This window comes from Nocardia sputorum (genome assembly GCF_027924405.1).
GTDB classification, from domain to species: Bacteria; Actinomycetota; Actinomycetes; order Mycobacteriales; family Mycobacteriaceae; genus Nocardia; species Nocardia sputorum.
Map to the genome: position 1 here is coordinate 6121593 of NZ_AP026978.1, position 21412 is coordinate 6143004.

Genomic DNA, 21412 nt, shown 5'->3' on the forward strand with positions numbered 1-21412 from the left:
CGCCTTCGCGCGGTGCGGCGTTTTCGATCCGCGACGCCGGCACACCGCCCAGAGGTCGTCTCGTTCGCCGTCGGAGCGCCTGATCCCGCCCTGCTCCCGAGCGGCTTGCCGATCGACCCGTAACGAGGCGAGTAGCCGATTCACCAGCGGCAGCGGCGGACCCGCAGACCACCCGGCGAGCATCTCGGCGCAGCTGCTCGCGCACGATGCGAGCCGGTCGGCGGACGTGCCCGTCACGGCCACCGGGTGTCTCGGCGTCCACGGCGACTTCGTCCGCCGACCGGCTGTTCGCGCTAGCTCGCGACCGGTTCCAGATGCCAGCCCGCCGCGCGGGATCGCTCGTTCCAGAACGCGGCGTACCGGCCGTTCAAGGCGAGCAGTTCCGCGTGGGTACCGCGCTCGATGATCCGGCCGCCGTCCACGAACAGGATCTGGTCGGCGTGGGCGATGGTGGCCAGCCGGTGCGCGACCACGATCACCGTTTTGTCCTTGGTTATCTCGTGCATCCCGCGCACCACGAGCGCTTCGCTGTGCGGATCCAACGCACTGGTCACCTCGTCCAGCAGCACGATAGGCGCGTCCTTCAACAAGGCCCTGGCGATCGAGACCCGCTGGCGCTCACCGCCGGACAGCGCCGCGCCGCCCTCCCCGACCCGGGTGTCGAAGCCGTCGGGCAGACGGTCGACGATCTCGTCGACTCGCGCCGCCTCCGCCGCGCGACGCACCTCGTCGTCACCGGCCTCCGGCCGGCCGATCCGAATGTTGTCCGCCACCGACTGATCGAACAGGTAGACGTTCTGGAAGACCAGCGACAGCTGGCTCAGCAGAGTCGCCGACGGCTGGTCGCGCACATCGTGCCCGCCCACCGACACCCGTCCCGCATCCACGTCGTAGAACCGGGCGGCCAATCGCAGCACAGTCGTCTTGCCCGCGCCGCTCGGCCCGACGATGGCCGTGGTGGTGCCCGCGGGGACGCTGAACGTCACATTCGACAGCACCGGCTCACCGGGACGGTATCCGAAACTCACGTCGTCGAACACCACCGACGGCGCCCCCGGCGTAACGGCCGACTCCGCCTCCGGCAACACCGGTTCGTCCAGCAGTTCGGTGATCCGGCCCGCGGCCGTGCCCGCCGAGCGCAACGCGGTGCCCAATTGCGCGGCCTGGTTGAGCGGTTCGATGAACCGGGAGCTCACCGCGATCAGCGCGATCGCGGCGGCGGCGGAGACGGCGCCGTCGGTCACCCGCGCCACCGCGACGTACACCAGCACCAGGAACACGGCCTGCACGAAGAGCGCGAACAAGATCAGGCCGGGCACGCTGGCGAACACCATGCGCGACCCCGCCGAGCGCTGTCCGGCCAGCGCGGCGTCGAGCGCGCGGTTGCCCGACCCCACCGCGCCGAACGCGCGCAACACCGGCTGGGCCTGGGCGAATTCGATGACGCGCGAATCGGCCTCGGCCGCCGCCGCGTGCATCCGCTGATCCGCGCCTAGGTAGGCGCGGTTGGCCAGACCGTTCACCAGGTACAGCACCGGCGCGGCGAGCAGCATGGCCACCGCGATGCGCCAGTCGACCAGCAGCATGCCGACCGCGACCGCGAGCGGGACGATGACACCGGTGAGAATCTTGGCCAGCAAGTAGGCGACCAGACCTTGCAGCTCCCGCACGTTGTCGACCATCAGCCGCCCCAGCGGCCCGGCGTCATGGGTCTCGAACCAGCCGAGGGGCAGCGCGTTGAGGTGGTCGCCGAGCCGGGTCTGCAATCCGCGCTGCATGCCGATGCCGACGCGCAGGCCGATCGCCGCTTGCAGATAGCCGAACACCACCACGCCCGCGACGGCGGCGAGCATCCCGAGCGCCCAGAGCCAGGCGCGGCCGAGGTCGTCGTCGAACAGCGCCGTCAGGACCGGGACCAGCAGCAGATACGCCGCGGCCTGACTGAGGGCCTGCGCCACGATGGCGGCGAACAACCTCGGTGTCAGCCGGGCGAATTCGGCCGGAACCAGGTCCAGCACCTTGCGGATCATCGGGCACCCTCCACACTGTCGACGAGGGCGATCTCGCCCAGCGCCGCTTCGTTGATCTCCCACAGCCGCTGGTAGGCGCCGCCCGCGGTGACGAGACTCGCGTGGTCGCCCTGCTCGACCAGCCGTCCCCGCTCGAGCACCAGGATACGGTCCACCCCCGTGATGGTGTGCAACCGGTGCGCGATGACCAGCACCGTGCGGCCCGCGACCAGGACCGCCAGCGCGTCCTGCACCGCCGCTTCCGATTCCGGGTCGGCGAACGCGGTCGCTTCGTCCAGCACGAGGACGGGAGTGTCCGCGAGCAGGGCGCGTGCGATCGAGAGCCGTTGCGCCTCGCCACCGGACAAGGTGGCGTCGACGCCGAGCTCGGAGTCGTAACCACGCGGCAGCGCCACGATGCGGTCGTGGATCTGCGCGGCGCGGGCGGCCTGCTCCACGGCGGCGTCGTCGGCGTCGGGCCGGGCCAAGCGCAGGTTCTCCCGGATGCTGCCCCGGATCAGACGCACGTCCTGGAAGACGAATCCCACCGTCCGGTAGAGCTCCTCGCTCGGAATGTCGCGGATGTCGCGGCCGCCGATCGTGATCCGGCCCGACCCCACGTCATAGAACCGGGGGAGCAGTTTGGCCAGTGTCGACTTGCCCGATCCGCTCGGTCCGACCAGAGCGGTGATGGTGCCGGGGACGAGCTCGAGGTCGATGTCGTGCAGCACGTCGTGACCGGAGCGATAGCCGAAGCCGACCCCTTCGAACCGGACGAGACCGGCGGGCGCGGATTCCGGCTCGGCGGGAGTCGGCGCCCCGGTGCTCAATTCGGGTGTCTGTTGCAGCTCATGCAGGCGCTGCGCGGCCACCGCGGCAGCGCGGAGCGCCTGCGCGCCGTAGCCGAGACTGAGCAAGGAGCTGCCCAGGCCGAGGCCGACCAGCAGGAACGGCAGCACATCCAGCGGCTCGATCCAGTCCAGACCGACGGCGCCCAGACCGGCGACGACCACGACCAGCATCACGAACACCGGGGTGACGACGATGTCGGAGGCGGCCTGCACCTTGATGATCGGCGTCTTCAGCCGGTCGACGCTGCGCGCCTGGTGCTCGACGGCGTCTTGGAAGACGCTGTGCGCCTTGCCCGCCTGACCGAAGGCACGCACCACCTGGATGCCGTCGACGAATTCGATGGTCGCTTGCTTGGTGGCCTGCTCGGCGCGCGTGTAGACCACGTAACGGTCCCGGCCGTCGCGGTCCATCATCCGGCTGTAGAGCACCGCGTAGGCCAGGATCGGCAGCAGCAGCACCACGGCCAGCCGCCATTCGACGGTGACCAGGTATCCGAGGGTGATCAGCGGAATCGTCACCGCGCCGACGAACTCCAGGCGGGCGTGGGCCACCAGGTAGTGCAAAGCCTCCACGTCATCCTGGAGGTACTTCTTCACCTCGCCCGAGGTCCGTTCGCCGAACCAACCCAGCGGCACCCGCGTCAGCTTGGCCGCCAGCGCCCGGCGCACGGCGAGCTGATAGCCGGCGTCGACCAGGTGCGTCCAGGTCAGCGCCGCGGCTTGCAACAGGGCCCGCGCCACCAGCACCAGCACCGCGATCGTCAGCAGGCGCCACACCCGGCCGGTGTCCACCTGGTCCCGCAGCAATTCGCGGCAGGCTTCCACGATCAGCACGAAAGGCACGACCGCGCACGCCGACGCGACGACCATGATGAGGCTCGCGACGGTCAACGAGCCGCGCACGGGCGCGAGGATTTCCTTGCGCGCCTGCGCCTCCTGTTGCTTGCGTTCCTTCAGCACCGACTTCGGCGGCCGGTTCCCCGCCTGCTCCGCCGGCAGCGGCGCGACCTCTACCGTCATCTGACCTCGTCTCTCGCGGCATCCGTCTCTGGGATCGTCCTATCCTCACACAGCGACGCCCAGTAAGAAAGGTTAGCCTAAGTTATCTTGCCCCGAGCGGTCGTCGGGGTGACCACGCACTCAGCGCGGCGCGCTGCGACAGATCCGGCCGCGCGCCTCCCGGCTCGCCGGACTCGAAGGCGTTGCGCTCCGGCGGAGCCCGCCCACCCCACCGGTCGTTGTCCTTCGGGACTTATTTCGTCCATGTGCGAGAACCCCTGCGAACCCATGGTTTTCGAGCGTCCGACGCGCCGGGGAAACCTCCGGAACGGGGCTGTATGCTGGCCCGATAGCCCGTGCGCATCGCTAACTTCGAGTGAAAGCGAAACAATGGGACGCACAGGAGTACCGATATGTATGGCACGGAGTTGTTTTCGGTTCTGTCGAATTGCACGAGAGATCCCGGCGAACTCACCGCGGGTCAAGCGCACCGCGCCATGCAGGTGCACTTGGATTGCAGCGTCGAGATGTGCCGGGTCCGGCGGCGCGCACGCAGGACGCTGGTGGAGGCTCGGTTGATGGTGCTCGACGAGCGGGCGACGCCGTAATGACGTCCGCGATGGGCGCACCGCGCTCATGCCTCCGGTCGCAGGCGCGGACCGCCATGAACTCGCACGCACCCGCATGGCTCATCCGCGTCGAGCGGAATCGTCCCGGCCGGAGAAGCGTTGTCTCGGTCATGACCGCAACGGCATCCGATCGATCCGCCACCCCCGTCGTCGACACCGAGACCGAATTCGGCGCGAGAGTCGCCGAACGCCTGGCGCGCGAATCCGTCCTCTGGCTGACCACCGTCGGCCCCACCGGCACACCGCAGCCCAACCCCGTCTGGTTCCAGTGGCGCGACGGCGAATTCCTCGTCTTCAGCAAGCCCGCCCAGCCGAAGATTCGCAACATCCAGCGCAACCCCCGGGTCTCGCTGAATCTCAACAGCACCGAGACCGGCGGCGACGTCGTCGTACTCACCGGCACGGCCCGCGTGGTCGACCAGCGGCCCGGCGCGGACGAGATCGACGCGTTCACGAAGAAATACGCCGACGGCCTGCGCTCGATCGGCATGACCGACGAGCAGTTCTACGCCGAATACTCCGTCGTCCTGCGCGTCACCCCCGATCGGTTGCGCGGGTTCTGACCCCGATGACCTTCGCGCCGCCGCCGCCCACCGCCGCGTGGCGGCACCGGTCCGCCCGCGACGGATTCGAGGTGGCGTATTTCCGCGTCACCGAGCAGGGCGTGCTGATCGACGGCTGCACCACGGCCGTCGAGGGCGGCGCGGCGTGGGTGGTGGACTACCGGATCGCGCTGGACACCGAATGGCGCACGCGCCGGGCCCAGGTCGCGATGCGCAAACCCGGTGGCTGGAACACGCTGGTGCTGGAGTGCGACGGCGCGGGGTCCTGGCTGCTGGACGGCATGCCCGCGCCATTGCTCGACGGCTGCCTGGACGTGGACCTGGAGTCTTCCGCGCTGACCAACGCCCTGCCGGTGCACCGGGCCGCGCGGGACGTAGGCGACGGCATGGACGCGCCCGCGGCGTACGTCTACGCCTCCGGCGCCGCGGTCGGCCGGTTGGAACAGCGCTACCTCCGCACAGCCGACGGCGAGCACGGACCGCGGTTCGACTACGCGGCCCCCGAATTCGACTTCCACTGCACCCTGGACTACGACAAATCGGGCTTGGTGCTCGAGTACCCGGGCATCGCGGCCCGTGTCCACTGATCCCCCGGCCTCGGACAACGCCGCTCCCGCCTGCAGTTAGGGTCGATACCGATGAGAAGGCGGCAACAACCGCCGTTGCCGAAACGGCACGGCTTGGACCCGGCCCGGCTACGACTACCGGAGCAGGGCGACTGGGCGACCATCCGGGACCATCTGGTGGAGCGCCTCCCCCGGGTGCCCGCGACGCGGATCGACGAACTGCTGCACGCGGGCGGCATCGTCGACCTGAGCGGGCCGATCGCCCCCGACGCACCGTACGTGCCCGGCGGCGCGGTCTGGTTCCATCGCGATCTGCCCGAGGAGACGGTGGTCCCGTTCGACATCCCCGTCGTGCATCGCGACGACGACCTCCTGGTGGTGGACAAACCGCATTTCCTGGCCACGATTCCGCGCGGTCAGCACATCCTGCAGACCGCGCTGGTGCGACTGCGCCGAGAACTGGACCTCCCCGACCTGGTCCCGGCGCATCGGCTCGACCGCGTCACGGCGGGCCTGGTGCTGTTCGTGATCAACCCCGCCCGCCGTGGCGCGTACCAGACCATGTTCCACAAGCGCACCGTGCGCAAGGAGTACGAGGCGATCGCCCGGTTCGATCCCGATCTCGCGCTGCCCCGGGTGGTGCGCAGCCGGATCATCAAGGAGAAGCAGGTGCTCGCGGCCCAGGAGGTCCCGGGCGAACCGAACGCGGAGACCGAGGTCGAATTGCTCGAGCATCGCGACGGCCTCGGCCGCTACCGGCTGCGACCGCACACCGGCCGGACCCACCAGTTGCGACTGCACATGAACAGCCTCGGCATCCCGATCCTCGGCGACGACTTCTACCCGGCGCTCACCGACAAGCCCGTCGACGACTTCACCAGGCCGCTCCAGTTGCTGGCCGCCTCGCTCGAGTTCACCGATCCGGTCACCCGCGAGCCGCGCCGTTTCGAGACCACTCGCACGTTGCAGGCCTGGACCGACCCACACGGGTGGGCCGGCTGACGGCAGGGCATCAGCGCCCGTCCGTTGTCTCGGGTAGCGCCGTCGGGCCTTCTGCGAGCAGACTCCGGCGGACCCCGACGGCGGCGGAAAAGTGATCGATCCGGCAATAAGACCGGGATCCCTGGTGAAGGTGCTCCTTTTCCGTAGACTCGGCCGGGATGTCTGAGCCGGACCTAGCAGCCCCGACCCATCCGCGCCACAAAGTGCACGCCTACGTCGACGTCGCCGTCGTCGTGATCGTCCTGGCGGGCACCAATCTGATCGCGCATTTCACCACCGCGTGGGCGAACATCGTGACGGTGCCGGTCGCGGCGATCGTCCTCCTCGCGCTGATGCGCAGGCGCGGCCTCGGCTGGTCGGAACTGGGGCTTTCACCCCGCCACTGGCGGCGCGGTTCGCGCTACGCGCTCGCGGCGGTGGCGGTGGTCCTCGCGGTCGTCGCGATCGGCGCGGCGCTGCCCCTGACCCGCCCGTTCTTCCTGGCCGATCGCTACGCGACCATCTCGGGCGCGCTGATCGCCTCGATGATCGTCATCCCGCTGCAAACCGTGATCCCCGAAGAGCTGGCCTTCCGCGGCGTGCTGCACGGCACGCTGCACCGCGCCTACGGTGCGCGCGGCGTCTTCGCGGCGGGCTCCCTGCTGTTCGGGCTCTGGCACATCGCGTCCTCCCTCGGCCTCACCTCCGGCAACCGCGGCCTGAGCGGCTTCATCGGGGGCGGCGTGGCCGGACAGATCATCGGAATCCTGCTCGCCGTCGTCGCGACAGCCGCGGCGGGCATGGTGTTCACCTGGCTACGCCACCGCAGCGGCAGCCTGCTCGCCCCCATCGCCCTGCATTGGTCGGTCAACGGCGCGGGAGCCCTGGCGGCCGCCGTCGTCTGGCACACCACGCTCGGTTGATTGGCCGCGACTGCAGCGTTGGTTTTCCAGCGCCTGCGGCGCTGGGTGTTCGCGGCCCCCTTATGGCTCGCGAACGGCGGATGCTCGGTCTCGCTTCGCTCGAAAGACGTGGTTCAGGTGAGCCGGGCGCGTCAGCGGGGAACTCCGGCCCCATCGCTTTCACAGGGTCGGTCGATCATTTCCGTCCAGGCTCGGCGGGTCCGTTCTCACAGAGTCAGTGCCGTCCGGCGGGCATCCGGACCGGGCGCTAGACCGCGAGGGCATGCTCGGTCTCGCTCGAAAGGCGTCGTTCAGGTGAGCCAGGCGCGTCAGCGGACGAACTCCGGGTACATGGCTTGCGCGAGGTCGGTTGATCTGTCCTGGAGGGTTCGGTGCGGACGGTGACCATCCCGTCCGTGAGCCGTGCCCGCGAACAACGCACGTTGATTCCGTTTCGCCCGCAAGACGTGATTGAGGCGAGCGGACGTGTTGCGGTTCGACCAAGAGCCCGTGGGATGCAGGGCGGAACCCGTAGCGGGGAATTCACGCGATTGCTATGCGCAGATTCGAACTCAGTTTCGACACGCGGAGGGCGCCGATAAAAGCGCCGCTCATCCGGATATTCGAGCCAGGCCATGAATTTCCCCTGCTCGGCGTGTCGCCTTCGACCGGGAGAGCGCCACGTTGACCACGGGAAGAGCTCGGTTTAGTCTCACTCCGATCACACATATGTTCGAGCAATCATGTCTCCACCACCCGACATGACACCTGCTCTTGGGAAGGCTCGCGATGCCCGACGAACCCTCGAACGGTAGTTCCGAGATTGCCGCGCTGGCAGAGCAGGTCGAGACCGCGCGGGGCAAGTTGCCCCTGCAGCTCGATCCGGCCCTGCTGGAGGTGCTGTCCGAACGCGAGATCGCCGCCGAGCGCGAACTCGCGGAGTGGATTCGCGCGCAGCGGCGCACCCAGCGGCGCCGGGAGATCGAGGCGGAATTGGCCGCCGAGCAGCGTGATCGCAAGTCGGCCGCGGCGTTGCGCCGCTCCGAGGAGGCCGACGCCCGCTGGCACCGGCGGGCGCTGGCCGCGCGGCGGCGGGCGTCCAGCGAGGACGCGCGACTGGCCCAGCTCTACCGGCGGGCGGAGTGGTCCTCCCGCGCCTTGATCGCCGTCGTGGTGCTCGGCATGGTGTGGGCCGGTGTCAACGTGCAGCACAACCTGGTGCCCAGCGGCGACATGTCCGATCCGCTGTACTGGTTGAGCTACGGCATCGAAGCGATGATCTCCATCCCGATCATCACCATCATGGTCGCGGCGACCACGGCCGCCAAGTGGGGCCGGGAGCTGGCGCGCGGCAAGGTGATCTTCTTCGAGGCGGCCCTGCTCGGCACGACCGTCGCACTCAACACCGGCCCGCATCTCGCCGCAGGCGACCTCGGCCGCGCCGCCGAATACGCGATCGCCCCGGTGATGGTCGGCGTCGTGATCTGGTTGCACGCCTGGGTTTCCGCGCGGTACGCGGTGCTGATCGACGGTGCGCCGGTGATCGAGCGCGACCGGCGGATGATCCGTGTCGATGCGCAACCGGACATGCCGGAAGCCGAGGGATATCACTCCCTCGACGCAGCGGCGACCAACCGACGTAGTCCCTGGGAAGGCGATATCTACACCGCGCCGGTGAGCGATAGCCGCGCGGCACACCACCATGCGGACTCCGGAACGGAAGTCGGTCATCGAGGTGGCGTCCACCATCCTGGGCGGGAGACCTCCGTCCACCGCACGATCGCGGGCGCCGGATCCGCACCTCACGACCGAGGGACATCCGAAACGCCTTTCACGCACCGCGCTACGCAGGCAGAGTCCGCGAACTCGAGCGCAGCCACCTCCCACGTCGACCACGGAAGGTTGCCGACCCACGGTCACGCAGTCGACTCGCCGATCAACGGCCGCCCACACACCGCCGACCGCGCCTTCCTCGCTGCCGCGAGCCATGGAGATGGCGAGGACGGGGGCGACTCGAATTCGACTGATATCCGCTCCGCCAACGGTCACGCCGTCGAGTCGCTGATCAGCGGCCACTCCCTCGACGTCGACCGCGCCCCGCTCACGCCGGTGGATGACAGGGCCGGCGAAGCTCCAGCGCCGTCCCCTGCTTCGGACCGGACCGATGCTCGCCCGACCAACGGGCACGCGGTCGAGCCCGGTGCCGCAATCCACCGCGCCCCGAACGGCCACCCCGTCCAAACCACCGTCAACGGGCACCCCCAGGACCTGTCCACGAACGGCCACACCCTCCCGCCGATCGAGCGCAACACCGACCAGCCGCCTGTCAACGGAAACGCGCACCCGCGCATCAACGGACACGCGGTGCGCCCAGCCACCAACGGCCACACTGTTGCCGATGCCGCGCAGCCCTTGCAGGTCGACGGGAACATCGTGCGCCCCAGCACGAACGGCCACATCACCGCGTCCCCCACGAACGGCGATGCACACACGAACGGAGATGCACAAGCGGCCAGCGGTCACGCCGCCGAGACGCCCGCCGACATTGCTGCGCAAGCCATTCCGCTCGACGAGCACACCGCTCCCGCCGCCGAAGACCACCCGATCGCTCCCAACGGATACCGTGGTCAGTCGGTTGTCAATAGCGAAGTGACGATTCCTTCCCCGCACGCCGTTCCGCCTGTAACGCAGCATGTCCCGGAGGCCCGTGTCGACGGACACCCGACTCGATCCGCCGAATCTGAAACTGCACAGATCTCTCCTGCCACCTTCGAGGAGGGAGTCTCGAACCGAGCGGAAGCGCCTGAGTTCGAGAGCCCGCTGCCGCGTTTCGAATCCACGCGATCTGCGGCACAGCAGATCTCGCTTGCCGACCTGCACGACGGCCTGGAATTCGGTGCGCACTCCCGTACGCAGGCGAACGGTGCGGCATCGACGCACGCTGCTGCCAACCGAGGCGAACGCTCGATCGATCGCGCGCATCGCGGAGACGACGCACGGCGTCTTGGCCCCACCGAACCCATGCCCGCGCCGTCCCCCGCATCCGCCGACACCGCCGCACAGGTGCACCCGAACGCCACCGCCCCGCGCGCGGCGAAACGCGGAAAATCGGCGACCGCCGAGCAGAACGACCGCTCCGCCGACGCGGAGAGCGAACAACTGGCCCTCGAGGAAACACCTGAGCTTTCGCACCCGCGCGTCGAACCGATGCCGATCCTCGAGGACGACGACGAAGACGACGAATTCCCCACCGAACCAGAGGAAGCCGACACCGACGACGACGAAATCTCCGCACTCGCCCGGGCAATCACCGACCGCCGCCTGTCCAACCTCCCGATCGAGGAGGTCAGAGAAATCCTTACCCTCGCCGACCAGGGCGGCACCACCCCCGCCATCGCCAACGAACTCGGCGTCCCCCGCTCAGCAGTCACCCGCGTCCTGGACTCGGCCCTCAAAGTCCACCGCCCCTACGCAACCATCGGCTGATCACTGCCAGTACAGAACCTGAGCCGACCTTCCTGATTGTGCTGCATCACCATGCTCACGGCCCCCGATGATCGCGAGGTGGCAGCCCACCCCCGTGCTGCCGAGCGGGCGGCCTATCGGCAGACTGAAGTCACGGTCATCACTGTGGACCCTCTGGCTGCGATGACTGGCAGGACAGGCCCTAGTCGCTCGCTTGACTGTCCGGCGTGCTGCCCTCGCCGCGTGCGCGTAGGTAGCGCTCAGCGGACACCTTGCGCGGGCACGGCGGTTCGCAGCTCTGGTGAAGCTTCGACAGTCCGCGCGCGTGCTCCTCGTCCTCGGGCATGTTGCCGTCGTCGCAGTAGTCCTGCACCCAGGAACCCCGAGTCGTCATCCCTGCTCGTCCTCCAGCCGCGCGAAGATCTCACGTGCCGGCACGGATTCGTCCGGCTCGCCACCGAGGTCGAGTAGCCAAGGCAGCACCCAGAACACGAGTATCAGCAGTCCGCCGACGGCGGCCATGACGATGAGGACGCTTGCGAGCTCTACGGTCATTCGATGACCTTTCGGCGTGTCGTGTCGTGGTTGGCGGGCACCCGACGCCGGGGGCTCGGGACTCAACCCGACGCCGGGGCCTGCGGATACTTTGGCCTGGGTGAAGCCCTGCGAAGCGGCACATCCTGTGTCACCGTGGAGGCATGGACGATGCCGGGATCGGAGAACGTACCGCCAGAGCTCGCAAACTCACCCGGCTCACACAGCAACAGCTCGCGCAGAAGGCGAACGTCTCGGTGTCGCTGCTCCGCAAGGTCGAACGGGGCGCCCGCCCGGCCTCGCCCGCGTTCATCGCAGCCGTGGCCGGAGCACTCGGGGTCGACATCGAGAATCTGACCGGTCAGCCCTACACCCCGGCGCGCGACGATGCCGGAGCTCACGCCACCATTCGCGAGTTGCGCCGGAAGATACTGGCGTTCAACGACGAACCATTGAGCGCGCCGATCACCTTGAAAGAGCTGACCACAGCACTGCATCGGGTGCAGGAGAGCAGGCGGCGCGGCCGGTACGGCGACCACATCGCCGAACTGCCGGACGTGATCCACGGGTTGCACGCCCTCGCGGCCGAGGAGCCTTCCGAGCGTCGTCTGGAGAGGATCTATGCGACGCTCGCCTACGCCTACAACAGCGCGTCTTCGGTGGCCTACCGGTACGGCTACCTGGACCTCGCCGCGTTGGCCGCTGAGCGCTGTGTGTGGGCGGCTGAACGCAGCGGCGACCCGGTTTGGCCGATCGCGGCGGAATACCATCGCGCGCTGATCCTGCTGTACTCCGGCTCGTACGCCGGTGGTCTGCGGATCATCGCGCGCGCACAGACCGTCGGCGAGCAGCTGCCCACGACACCGGAAGTCCTCGCGGTGCGGGGCGCATTACATCTGCGGGGGTCGATACTGTCGGCCCGTGCTCTCGACGCCGACGCCGCCGACACGCATCTGCGGGAGGCCCGCCGGATCGCCGAGACCATCGGTTCCGCGCAATACCAGGAGTACGGAACCGGGTTCCACTTGGCGAACGTCGATATCCACTCCGTTTCTGTGCCCGTCGAGTTGTCCGATGGCACGACAGCGGTTGCGCGTGCCGAGCGGATTCGTCTACCGGCATCGGTCACGCCCTCTCGCGCCGGGCATCACTGGATCGATGTGTCCCGCGCGTGGTTGCTCCACGGGGACAAACAGCGCGCTCTCGTCAGTCTCGACCGAGCACGCCGGATCGCACCAGGGCTCACACGCAACCACCCGCAGGTCCACGAGACCGTCCGCGTGCTGGCTCACGCCCGGCGCGGAACCGACTCCCTGGCCCGGTTCGCGAAATGGGCAAACGTCAAGATTTGAAGGAGGAAAGAGCTGTGCACCCGATGAATTCGGGTGCACAGCTCTAATCCGGCTTACTCATCCGCGAGCGCCGAGTGTCGAACGCTCGGGCCCGCTCACCTCTCGCCGACCGAAGTCCCGACGACCTCCTGCGCCTCCGGCCCCGCCCCACCAGGCTTCTCGTCCCCATGCCCCGGCCACCACGCCTTGTGACCGATGAGCGCCGTGAGCGCGGGCGTGAAGAACATCGCCATGACGAAGGCCGCGATCGCGATGCCCACCGAGATGGCGAAGCCCATCTGTGCGAGGACGTTGTTGCCGGCCAGCATCATCGACGCGAACGTGCCCGCCAGGATCACTCCGGCCGCCGCGATGGTGGGGCCGGTGTGCCGCACGGCCAGCGCCGCGGCCTGTTTCGGCTCGTTGCCCTCGCGCGCCTCTTCCCGCAGCCGGGCGACCATGAGGATGTTGTAGTCGGTGCCCAGCGCGACCACGAACAGATACATGATCACCGGAAGCGTGAAGATCAGGCCGGTCTCACCGCGGAAGTGCTGGAACACCAGCACCGCGGCGCCGAGCGTGGCGGCGAAGCCGAGGAACACCGAGGCCATCAGGTACCACGGCGCGACCAGACTGCGCAGCAGCAGTCCCAGCACGATCATGATGAGGATCGCCGCCACCGGGAACACGATCGAGTAGTCCCGCGCCATCGCCTCCTGGAAGTCGACGAACACCGAGGTCAGACCACCGACGGCGGCGGTCGTACCGGCGGGCGCCGCCGCGTGCGCGGTATCGCGCAGCGGGCCCTTGACGGTGTCCAGCGCTGCATCCGACTCCGGCGCGGCATCGAGCGTCACCGCGAAGTCGGCGATCGTCTTATCCGCGGACAATTTCGGCTCGGCCACCTGTCCCACACCGGGTACCCCGGCCAGCGCGTTGCGGTAGGCGGTGAGCTGCTCGGCGGTCAACGCGCCGTCGGACTGCAACAGGACGTCCGAAGGTTGGGTGGTCCCGGCGGGCAGGCCCTTGACCAGCTCCTTGCTGTAGACGACGGATTCCGAAGCCTCCGAGGTGGACCCGGAGCTGAGATCGAACGTCGGGTGGAAACCGAACGCGAAGACACCGAGCACGATCAGCGCACCGCCGGAGACTACGGCGAACGCACCGGGCCGCCGGCCGAGCGCACTGCCGATCGCGGTGAACCGCGCGCCCTTCGGTTCGGTGCGCCAGGCCTTGGACGGCCAGAACACTTTGGTGCCAAGCAGCGACACGACGGCGGGAACGAGTGTCAGCCCCGCCAGCAGCGCGACCGCCACCGCGATCGCCAGCGCCGGCCCCATGGCACGGAACATGCCCAGCGTGGAGAGCACCAGCGCCATGAACGCGATGATCACCGCGCCCGCCGCGGACGTGATCGCCTCACCCACCCGGGTGACGGCGCTGACCATGGCGGTCTTCGAATCCTCGCCTGCGCGCAGGCGTTCGCGGTAGCGGAACATCAGGAACAGGATGTAGTCGGTGCCGACACCGAACAGCACGACCACGAGGATGGCATTGATCGAGGCGTCGATCTGCAGGTCGAATGCTCTGGCCACCATGGCGATCAATCCGCCGACCATGCTGGAGACCGCGCCGATCACGATGATCGGCAGCAACGCGATCACCGGGCTGCGGAAGATGACCAGCAACAGCACCAGGATCAGGACGACGGTGGCGACTCCGACGATGGCCAGACCCTTGTCGCCCGATTCCTGCTGATCCAGCACCTGCGCCGCCTGGCCGGTGATGCCCGCCTTCAGCTCGGTGCCCGCCACGCGTTCCTTCAACTCCTTGCGCAGCGCCTTGACCGCGTCACCCTGCGTGGTGTCGTTCGGGTTCGTCACCTTCGTCATCTGCACCGCGATGATCTGCACCAGGCGGTTCTCCGACGGCGGCGTCGGTTGCATTCCGATGACGTCCTTGATCTGCGCGTCGCGCAGGTTGCCGCCGATCGACACGACCGAGGCCGCGTCCGCGTCGGTCAACGGCGTGCCGTCCTTCCGGGCGAACACGATGATCGCCGCGGGAGCGGAGCTGTCGGGGAAAGCCTTCTGCTGCAACTCCAATGCCTGAATAGATTCGTAGTGGGAGGGCAGGAAGGCTGATTGGTCTGTCGTCGATTTCAGTTCCGGCGCCGAGGCCACCACCGCGATGGCGAGCAGCACCCACAGGCCGATCACCTTCCACGGATTGTGGACGACCACGGCCCCCAGTCGTGCGAACATCTGCGAAGAAATCCTTTCCGGATTCGGCGAAAGCGGCGGGTATCTCAGATCTGCAGGTCCTGCGAGGTCGGGTTCTCGGCCACATCGACAACGGTTCGGTAGATGTGCTCCGGGATTCGGCCTCGCAGCTCAGCGGGCGAGTCCACGATCTCCACCGTGTAATCACCCCACTCGCGCTCGCCGCTGCCGGGCCGCAGCAGCTCGCGCCAATTCTTCCATTCGGTCCAGTCGATGGCGACGGACATTTCGCGCCAGTCCGATTCCCGCCGGTGCACCACGAACTTGCCTTTGCGGCTCACGTAGACCCGCACCACGGTGATCCCGACCTTGGTGTATTCGCGGGATTCACCGAGCAATCTGCCGAAGAACCGCTGCTGACGCCCGCCGCCCGGGCCCACCCGCAACACGACCTGGCGCAGGTCGTCCGCGTCGACCGGCTCGGCGGATTCCTTGACGATGGTGACGCCGCAAGCCTGCTCCTCGACAGTGCCCGCACCGTCCAGCTCGTTCGGATCGGTGGTCATGATTTCCCCGTTTCATAGATCAGTGCGCATGCAGGCATGCGTCTATGCCAGTTCGGCCCCCTCCGAATCCGCTTCTCCAGGTGCGCATTCGATGTTCTCAGATCATTCGGGCCGCTGTCTCACTATAAGTAGATGTATACGTATAACGCAAGACATGACACGCCACCGACCCCGCACGGGCCGTTGAACCTAGTCGCCGCGCCCGACCGGACGCCCGTGTTCGAGATACCTGGGGCAGCCGTCGAGGTATGCCAGGTGCGCTCGCCGCACCCGCCGAGCCAACCTCGGTATCACGTAGTCATCGAGGTCGTCGATCGAAACCCACTGCCACGCATCGAGTTCCGATTCCTGCAAGCGGATGGCACACTCGTCGGCACCGAGCACACCGCAATCGAATACGTACAGGACCTTGTCGCCTTCTCCTGGCCTCGGCGCCCAGTCGTGCACGAGCAGCCGACGGACGGAACGATCGATCCCCAGTTCCTCCCGAACCTCGCGCCGACAAGCGGCAGCGGGCGCCTCCCCTGGCTCCACGTATCCGCCCGGCAGATCCCACCCATTGCCGTACGTCTTGTGCACAAGCAACACATGGTCACCGCGCACGAACAACGCCCCCGCAGCCATCCGCGCTCGCCCGAGTTCCACCACCCCAGCCAACCACGGAAGACATTGGCCGCGGTTCGTTCAGCGCACGGTTCCACACTGCCGCGCCAGGCGGTACACGACTCGCCCAGACCCCCGTCTGTGCGTTATCGCAGAAAAGAAGGCGTTCCCGGTGATGGCGCTGCCATGCCAGGCGGTACACGACTCATCCAGCCCCCGTCTGCGCGTCGTCGCAGCCAGAAGGCGATCCCGGCGATGACACTGCCGTGCCAGGCGGCGCACGGCTCGTGCAGGCACCCGTCTGCGCGTCGTCGCAGTCAGAAGAAGAGATCCCGGAGACGGCACTGCCATGCCAGGCGGTACACGACTCATCCAGCCCCCGTCTGCGCATTGTCGCAGCCAGAGGACGGTCCCGGCGATGGTGGCGTTCTGACCGGCAGCAGGCGGTGCGTTCGACGTAGCGGGGTAGCCAGATAGCACCGCCCGCCGTCATACGCCGAGGCGGCCCACCGGTGCGGGACAGGTGGGCCGCCGTGCGTCGATCTCAGGAGTCGAAGCCGGTGTTCGTTCCCAGCTCGGCGGTGGCGTCGAGGTCGGCGGCGACCTGGGCGAGCTTGTCCCTGATGCCCTGTATGGCATCGGGGCCCAGCGCCAGGCGCAGCGGCGCGCCGGGGCGGCCGACCGTCGCCAGGACCGCGGCGGCGGCTTTGTCGGGGTCGCCTTCCTGTTGCTGATCGGACTCCGGCAGGCCGTCGCGGACCGCGCCGGCGGTCGCGGCGTAGTCGGAGATCGCGGAGCTGATAGCCAACGCGGCGGGTTTCGCGAAACCGGTGCGGAACGCGCCGGGCTCGACGATGAGCACCTGGATGCCCAGCGGGTTCACCTCCTGGGCGAGCGCTTCGCTGGCCAGCTCCAGCGCACCCTTGGCGGCACTGTAGATGCCGACGCCCGCGAAAGACATGAATCCGCCCATGCTCGTCACCTGCACGATCGCCCCGGCACGGCGTTCCCGCATCTGCGGCAGCACCAACTGCGTCAACCGGAGCGGGGCGTGGAACATGACCTCCATCGCATCACGCACGTCGGCCGGACTGGTCTCCTCGATCGCGCCGACGACGCCGTAGCCGGCGTTGTTGACCAGCACGTCGACGTGTCCGGCCTCCTTCACCGCACGCTCGGCGGCGGCGGGATCCCGCATGTCGAGTGTCACCACCTGCACCCGGTCCGGATGTGCGGCAACGACCTCCGCCATGGTCTCGGGCCGGCGCACCGCCGCGACGACTTCGTCACCCGCGGCGAGCACGGCACGGGTGAACGCCGCACCGAAGCCGCTGTTCGCGCCGGTGATCAGCCAGCGGCGCGCAGTGGTTTCCGTAGTCATGATCGATCCTTCTCACTTCCCGGGTCCGATGCGCCCGGTCGTCGCCACAATCCAGAATGCCGATGCCGCTGCGAGATTCGGCCATCCGAACCACAGGCCGGGCGGACCCCGGCATGCGTGCATGAATATACGACATAACGCATCTTCTTGCACAGATGGGGTGTGGCAGCTATTGCGATACGTTACGAAAATTCTTCCGAAATAAGTTCTGGTCGCGGCCCAATGCAGGTTCCTGCACCAAGCGCTGCACAAAGCTGCATCAGCCCGGATCCACCACACCTCGACAGCGGTTCGGGGCGAACAATTCTCGTCTCAGCACAAGATTTCCGCTGGTAGAAGCGCCGTGAAGAATGGCCGATGCACGATATCCGTCGGCGCCGGCAGGTGCGGCAGCGCATTGCGTGCGCCATAAACCAAGCGGCGCGGCCGCTTCCCTTCTGCTAATTGTGGCAGTACGAATAGCACTCCCCGTGGCGCGAGAGCCCTCGACGCGGCAGATACCGCACCCTGAGCCACTCTCGCACCGCAAATCAGCAAAGGATTCATCAATGTCGTTCACCAAGCTGCTCGGCGCAGGCATCACCGCGCTGGCTTTCGGAGCAGTCCTCAGCGCAGGTAACGCAGTCGCCGAACCGCTGGCACCCGCACCCTCGGCTCCCGCACCGGTGGTCGCGCCCGGCGAACCCGCACCCGGCGGAGTATCGACCGGTAGCTCGCTCATCGACCTGAGTTCGCTGCTGCGCCTGCTGCAATGCGGCTCCGCCGCGCAGTGCCCACTGCCCGCGGCATAGCGGATATCCGCCCGGGTGGACTGGTTCCGGCCGCTGGCCACCTGCGCCAGACCTCCCGGGCGATCGCTCGACCCGCGAGGTTGTGCAGCCCGTGCCCGCGAGCGCGGACCGCTTCCGGCACCAACGGAAAGACGTGTGCTGATCAGACGTCCGCCCCGAGCAACAGCGACTCCTGTTCGGTGACAAGATCGTATGGTGCGCGTTCTCGTCACCGGAGCGAACGGCTATATCGGCAGCGCGGTTGTCGATCTGCTGGGCAGCGCGGGGCACGAACCGATCGCGATGGTTCGTGAGAGCGGTCCGGCCGTGCGAGTGACGACTCGGATCGCCGACCTGCTGGACGAGGCCGGGTTGTGGGAGGCGCTGGACGGCGTGGACGCGGTGTGCCATCTCGGCGGGCTGACTCGGGCGCGTGAATCGACGGCCGATCCGCTGCGGTACTTCCGCGTCAACACCGGCGGGACCGTCGCCTTGCTGGACGCCATGGCCGCGACCGGCGTCTCGCGGATAATCTTCGCCTCGACCGGATCGATATACGGAACTCCGGAGCGCCAGCCGATGACGGAATCCCTACCCGACGCGCCCCCGCACCCGTACGCCGCGAGCAAGCTGGCGGCGGAGTGGGCCATCCGCTCGCAGACGGGCACCGGCCGCTTGTCCGCCACCGTACTGCGCTTGATGAACGTGGCCGGTGGCGCGGACCCCGATCCGACGCGTTTGATCCCCCGAGCGTTCGCCGCCGCGCGGAACGGCTCGGTATTGGAAGTCAACGGCGACGGCAGCGCGGTGCGCGACTATCTGCACCTCGACGACGCCGCAGCGGCTTTCGTGGCGTGCCTCGCGAACATGCCGCCGAAAGGCGAGTTCGCGCGCTACCTCGTCGGCAGCGGTCAGGGCAGCAGCATCCTCGACGTCGTCGCCGCGGTCGAGCGGCGGACCGGCCGCCGGATCCGGCTGACCCATCGGCCTGCCGCGCCCGAACCGGCCGTCCTGATCAGCGATCCCGCCAAGGCGATGACCGAATTGCATTGGCGCCCTGATCGTTCCGATCTCGAAACGATCGTGCGCGACACCCGGCTCATCCTGTGAGCCCCGCCCGATCCAGCAGATAGGCGATCAGCGGCCGGTAGTGGTCGGGATGGATTCCATCGTCGAGCGGCACCGTAACCGCGATCTTGCCTTCGGCCTGCCCGGCGAACAGCGCCGGATCGTTGCTGTCGGCGAATCCGACGGTCTCGATTCCGGCCTCCCCCGCCGCTCCGGCCCAGCCGTGATCGGCGACGACCAAGTCGGGCCAGTGGCCGGTCGCGGCGTCGCGCAGTTCCCGCAGCACCGCCCGCATCGGGTGCGGATCATGGGTGTGCCGCAGCGTCCCGTCGGTGCCGAGCGCGGCGACGCCCGAGGTGTAGACGATTTCGCGAATCTGCGGACCGAAGGGTGTGGTGACCGGATAGGACCAGCCGGCGGCAGGCGCGAGCACCACGCACCCTGCCGCCCGCAGCGCGTCCTCGACGGCGCGATAGACGCCCATGAGCGTGTCCGGATGCCCGGTCGCCAGGAGCACGGTCTCCCGGCGACGAGCAGCGATCCCGATCCGCGCCCCCATCGCATCGAGCGCGTCGAGCGTCAGGTCGACGTCGATGGTGTCCGCGCCCCGCAGGTGACGAGGATCGGGGCTGACCCCGCAGAGCCGAGCCATCATCTCCAGCGTCTCGGCGAACGTCCAATCCTTCAGCGTCAGCCCGAACTGGTACCCCGGGTCCTTCTGCACCATCTTGCGGTAGTTCGCGAGATTCCCCTCCCGAGGCGTCGCGACGTCCCCCGCGATCCGCGTCTTCAGCAGATGTTCGCGCAACAGCGCCCGGTCATCGGGCTGATCAGGTCGAGTCACATTCCCCACCGCTCATACCTCCGCATCGGCCGTCGGCGCGATCGATCACCGGTCAGGCCAGGACTCGATCGCCACCCGCACGACCAGACAGTACCGATCCAGGGTGCACAGCGCGGGAATTCCTCAGCCGTACCCGGATACGGCGAAGGCCCGCCTCCCGGGACGGGAAGCGGGCCTTCGGGTTTCACGCCGTGGAGCAGGCTTACTTGGCCTTCTCCAGGACCTCGACCAGACGCCAGCGCTTGGTGGCCGACAGCGGACGGGTCTCCATCAGCTGCACGCGGTCGCCGATACCGGCGATCTCGTTCTCGTCGTGCGCCTTCACCTTCGAGGTGGTGCGAATGATCTTGCCGTAGAGCGGGTGCCGGTTACGGTCTTCCAGCTCGACGACGATCGTCTTGTTCATCTTGTCCGAGACAACGTAACCGACACGCACCTTGCGGGTGCCGCGCTGCCCTTCTACTTTGTCGCTCATGCGGCATCTCCCTTGCCAGCGGGTCCGGTGGCCAGACCGAGCTCACGCTCACGCATGACCGTGTAGATGCGCGCGATCTCGTGACGGACGACGCGCAGACGACGGTTGTTGTCCAGCTGACCCGTCGCCATCTGGAAGCGCAGGTTGAACAGCTCTTCCTTGGAGTCGCGCAGCTTGGCCACCAACTCCTCTTCGGTGAGCTCGCGGAGCTCTGCGGCCGGTGTTCCGGTAGCCATCAGAACTGCTCCTCCCTGGTCACGATCCTGCACTTCATCGGGAGCTTGTGCATCGCGCGGCGCAGGGCCTCACGAGCGATCTCCTCGTTGGGGTAGCTCATCTCGAACATCACGCGACCGGGCTTGACGTTCGCGACCCACCACTCCGGCGAACCCTTACCCGAACCCATGCGGGTTTCGGCGGGCTTCTTGGTCAGCGGGCGATCCGGGTAGATGTTGATCCAGATCTTGCCGCCACGGCGGATGTGGCGAGTCATCGCGATACGCGCCGACTCGATCTGCCGGTTGGTGACGTACGCCGGCTCCAGCGCCTGGATGCCGAAATCGCCGAACGCCACCGAGGTGCCGCCCTTGGCCGTTCCGGAACGGCTCGGGTGATGCTGCTTGCGGTGCTTCACCTTGCGAGGCATCAGCATG

At 68.0% G+C, this 21412-nt stretch carries 19 protein-coding genes and 1 pseudogene; 8 read left to right on the forward strand and 12 right to left on the reverse strand.

Annotated elements, in window-relative coordinates; genetic code table 11:
- Positions 1–293 precede the first annotated feature (293 nt).
- Together QMG86_RS27525 and QMG86_RS27530 are read right to left on the reverse strand one after the other, a co-directional pair.
- Complete coding sequence (locus QMG86_RS27525; RefSeq protein WP_281875610.1) at positions 294–2030, reverse strand: ABC transporter ATP-binding protein; 1737 nt, start codon at positions 2028–2030, stop codon at positions 294–296.
- Positions 2027–3880, reverse strand: coding sequence for an ABC transporter ATP-binding protein (locus tag QMG86_RS27530; RefSeq protein ID WP_281875611.1), 1854 nt, complete (start codon positions 3878–3880; stop codon positions 2027–2029). Before QMG86_RS27530 ends, QMG86_RS27525 begins: the two co-directional genes overlap by 4 nt.
- 718 nt (positions 3881–4598) lie before the next feature.
- Here QMG86_RS27530 and QMG86_RS27535 point away from each other — a divergent pair.
- From QMG86_RS27535 to QMG86_RS27555, 5 genes are all read left to right on the forward strand, one after another.
- Complete coding sequence (locus tag QMG86_RS27535; RefSeq protein ID WP_281875613.1) at positions 4599–5051, forward strand: TIGR03667 family PPOX class F420-dependent oxidoreductase; 453 nt, start codon at positions 4599–4601, stop codon at positions 5049–5051.
- 5 nt (positions 5052–5056) lie between these two features.
- Complete coding sequence (locus QMG86_RS27540) at positions 5057–5638, forward strand: putative glycolipid-binding domain-containing protein (protein WP_281875615.1); 582 nt, start codon at positions 5057–5059, stop codon at positions 5636–5638.
- Positions 5639–5689: 51 nt separating this feature from the next.
- Entirely contained in the window at positions 5690–6619 is a 930-nt protein-coding gene (locus QMG86_RS27545) for an RluA family pseudouridine synthase (RefSeq protein WP_281875616.1), read from the forward strand.
- A 158-nt stretch (positions 6620–6777) separates the two neighbouring features.
- Entirely contained in the window at positions 6778–7521 is a 744-nt protein-coding gene (locus tag QMG86_RS27550; RefSeq protein ID WP_281875617.1) for a CPBP family intramembrane glutamic endopeptidase, read from the forward strand.
- Between the two features lie 768 nt (positions 7522–8289).
- Entirely contained in the window at positions 8290–10986 is a 2697-nt protein-coding gene (locus QMG86_RS27555) for a sigma-70 RNA polymerase sigma factor region 4 domain-containing protein (protein WP_281875618.1), read from the forward strand.
- Positions 10987–11167: 181 nt separating this feature from the next.
- Here QMG86_RS27555 and QMG86_RS27560 read toward each other — a convergent pair whose 3' ends face one another.
- Both QMG86_RS27560 and QMG86_RS27565 read right to left on the reverse strand, forming a co-directional pair.
- Positions 11168–11359, reverse strand: coding sequence for a hypothetical protein (locus tag QMG86_RS27560; RefSeq protein ID WP_281875619.1), 192 nt, complete (start codon positions 11357–11359; stop codon positions 11168–11170).
- Entirely contained in the window at positions 11356–11520 is a 165-nt protein-coding gene (locus QMG86_RS27565) for a hypothetical protein (RefSeq protein WP_281875620.1), read from the reverse strand. The genes QMG86_RS27560 and QMG86_RS27565 overlap by 4 nt, the downstream gene beginning before the upstream one ends.
- 143 nt (positions 11521–11663) lie before the next feature.
- On the opposite strand from QMG86_RS27565, the gene QMG86_RS27570 reads away from it, so the two are divergent.
- A complete protein-coding gene (locus QMG86_RS27570) occupies positions 11664–12851 on the forward strand; it encodes a helix-turn-helix domain-containing protein (RefSeq protein ID WP_281875621.1) in 1188 nt (395 codons plus the stop codon).
- A gap of 95 nt (positions 12852–12946) precedes the next feature.
- On the opposite strand, the gene QMG86_RS27575 is transcribed toward QMG86_RS27570, so the two are convergent.
- The 4 genes from QMG86_RS27575 to QMG86_RS27590 all read right to left on the reverse strand — a co-directional run bounded on the left by QMG86_RS27575 (position 12947) and on the right by QMG86_RS27590 (position 17602).
- Positions 12947–15094: an MMPL family transporter gene (locus tag QMG86_RS27575; RefSeq protein ID WP_281875622.1), complete on the reverse strand. Its 2148-nt coding sequence runs from the start codon at positions 15092–15094 to the stop codon at positions 12947–12949.
- 44 nt (positions 15095–15138) lie between these two features.
- On the reverse strand, positions 15139–15618 hold the full coding sequence (locus QMG86_RS27580; RefSeq protein WP_281875623.1) for an EXLDI protein: 480 nt from the start codon (positions 15616–15618) through the stop codon (positions 15139–15141).
- 189 nt (positions 15619–15807) lie between these two features.
- The gene (locus QMG86_RS27585) at positions 15808–16263 is read right to left on the reverse strand and encodes an NUDIX domain-containing protein (protein ID WP_281875625.1); all 456 of its coding nucleotides are present in this window, start codon (positions 16261–16263) and stop codon (positions 15808–15810) included.
- Positions 16264–16765: 502 nt separating this feature from the next.
- Positions 16766–17602 (reverse strand): SDR family NAD(P)-dependent oxidoreductase, encoded by an 837-nt coding sequence (locus tag QMG86_RS27590; RefSeq protein ID WP_281875626.1) that lies wholly within the window; start codon positions 17600–17602, stop codon positions 16766–16768.
- Between the two features lie 548 nt (positions 17603–18150).
- Between QMG86_RS27590 and QMG86_RS27595 the strand changes: the two genes are divergently transcribed.
- Both QMG86_RS27595 and QMG86_RS27600 read left to right on the forward strand, forming a co-directional pair.
- Complete coding sequence (locus QMG86_RS27595) at positions 18151–18393, forward strand: hypothetical protein (protein ID WP_281875627.1); 243 nt, start codon at positions 18151–18153, stop codon at positions 18391–18393.
- A gap of 195 nt (positions 18394–18588) precedes the next feature.
- Entirely contained in the window at positions 18589–19482 is an 894-nt protein-coding gene (locus QMG86_RS27600; protein ID WP_281875628.1) for an NAD-dependent epimerase/dehydratase family protein, read from the forward strand.
- On the opposite strand, the gene QMG86_RS27605 is transcribed toward QMG86_RS27600, so the two are convergent.
- The 4 genes and pseudogenes from QMG86_RS27605 to rplP form a co-directional block, all read right to left on the reverse strand.
- Complete coding sequence (locus QMG86_RS27605) at positions 19472–20284, reverse strand: phosphatase (RefSeq protein WP_281875629.1); 813 nt, start codon at positions 20282–20284, stop codon at positions 19472–19474. The two genes, QMG86_RS27600 and QMG86_RS27605, sit on opposite strands and share 11 nt — an antisense overlap.
- A 202-nt stretch (positions 20285–20486) precedes the next feature.
- Positions 20487–20735: pseudogene (rpsQ, locus tag QMG86_RS27610) on the reverse strand (30S ribosomal protein S17); the annotation flags it as partial.
- Between the two features lie 20 nt (positions 20736–20755).
- Positions 20756–20995 carry a 50S ribosomal protein L29 gene (gene rpmC, locus QMG86_RS27615; protein ID WP_040864843.1) on the reverse strand — a complete coding sequence of 80 codons (240 nt, stop codon included), beginning with the start codon at positions 20993–20995 and terminating at the stop codon, positions 20756–20758.
- Positions 20995–21411 carry a 50S ribosomal protein L16 gene (gene rplP, locus QMG86_RS27620; RefSeq protein ID WP_281875631.1) on the reverse strand — a complete coding sequence of 139 codons (417 nt, stop codon included), beginning with the start codon at positions 21409–21411 and terminating at the stop codon, positions 20995–20997. The genes rpmC and rplP overlap by 1 nt, the downstream gene beginning before the upstream one ends.
- Between the last annotated feature and the right edge of the window lies 1 nt (position 21412).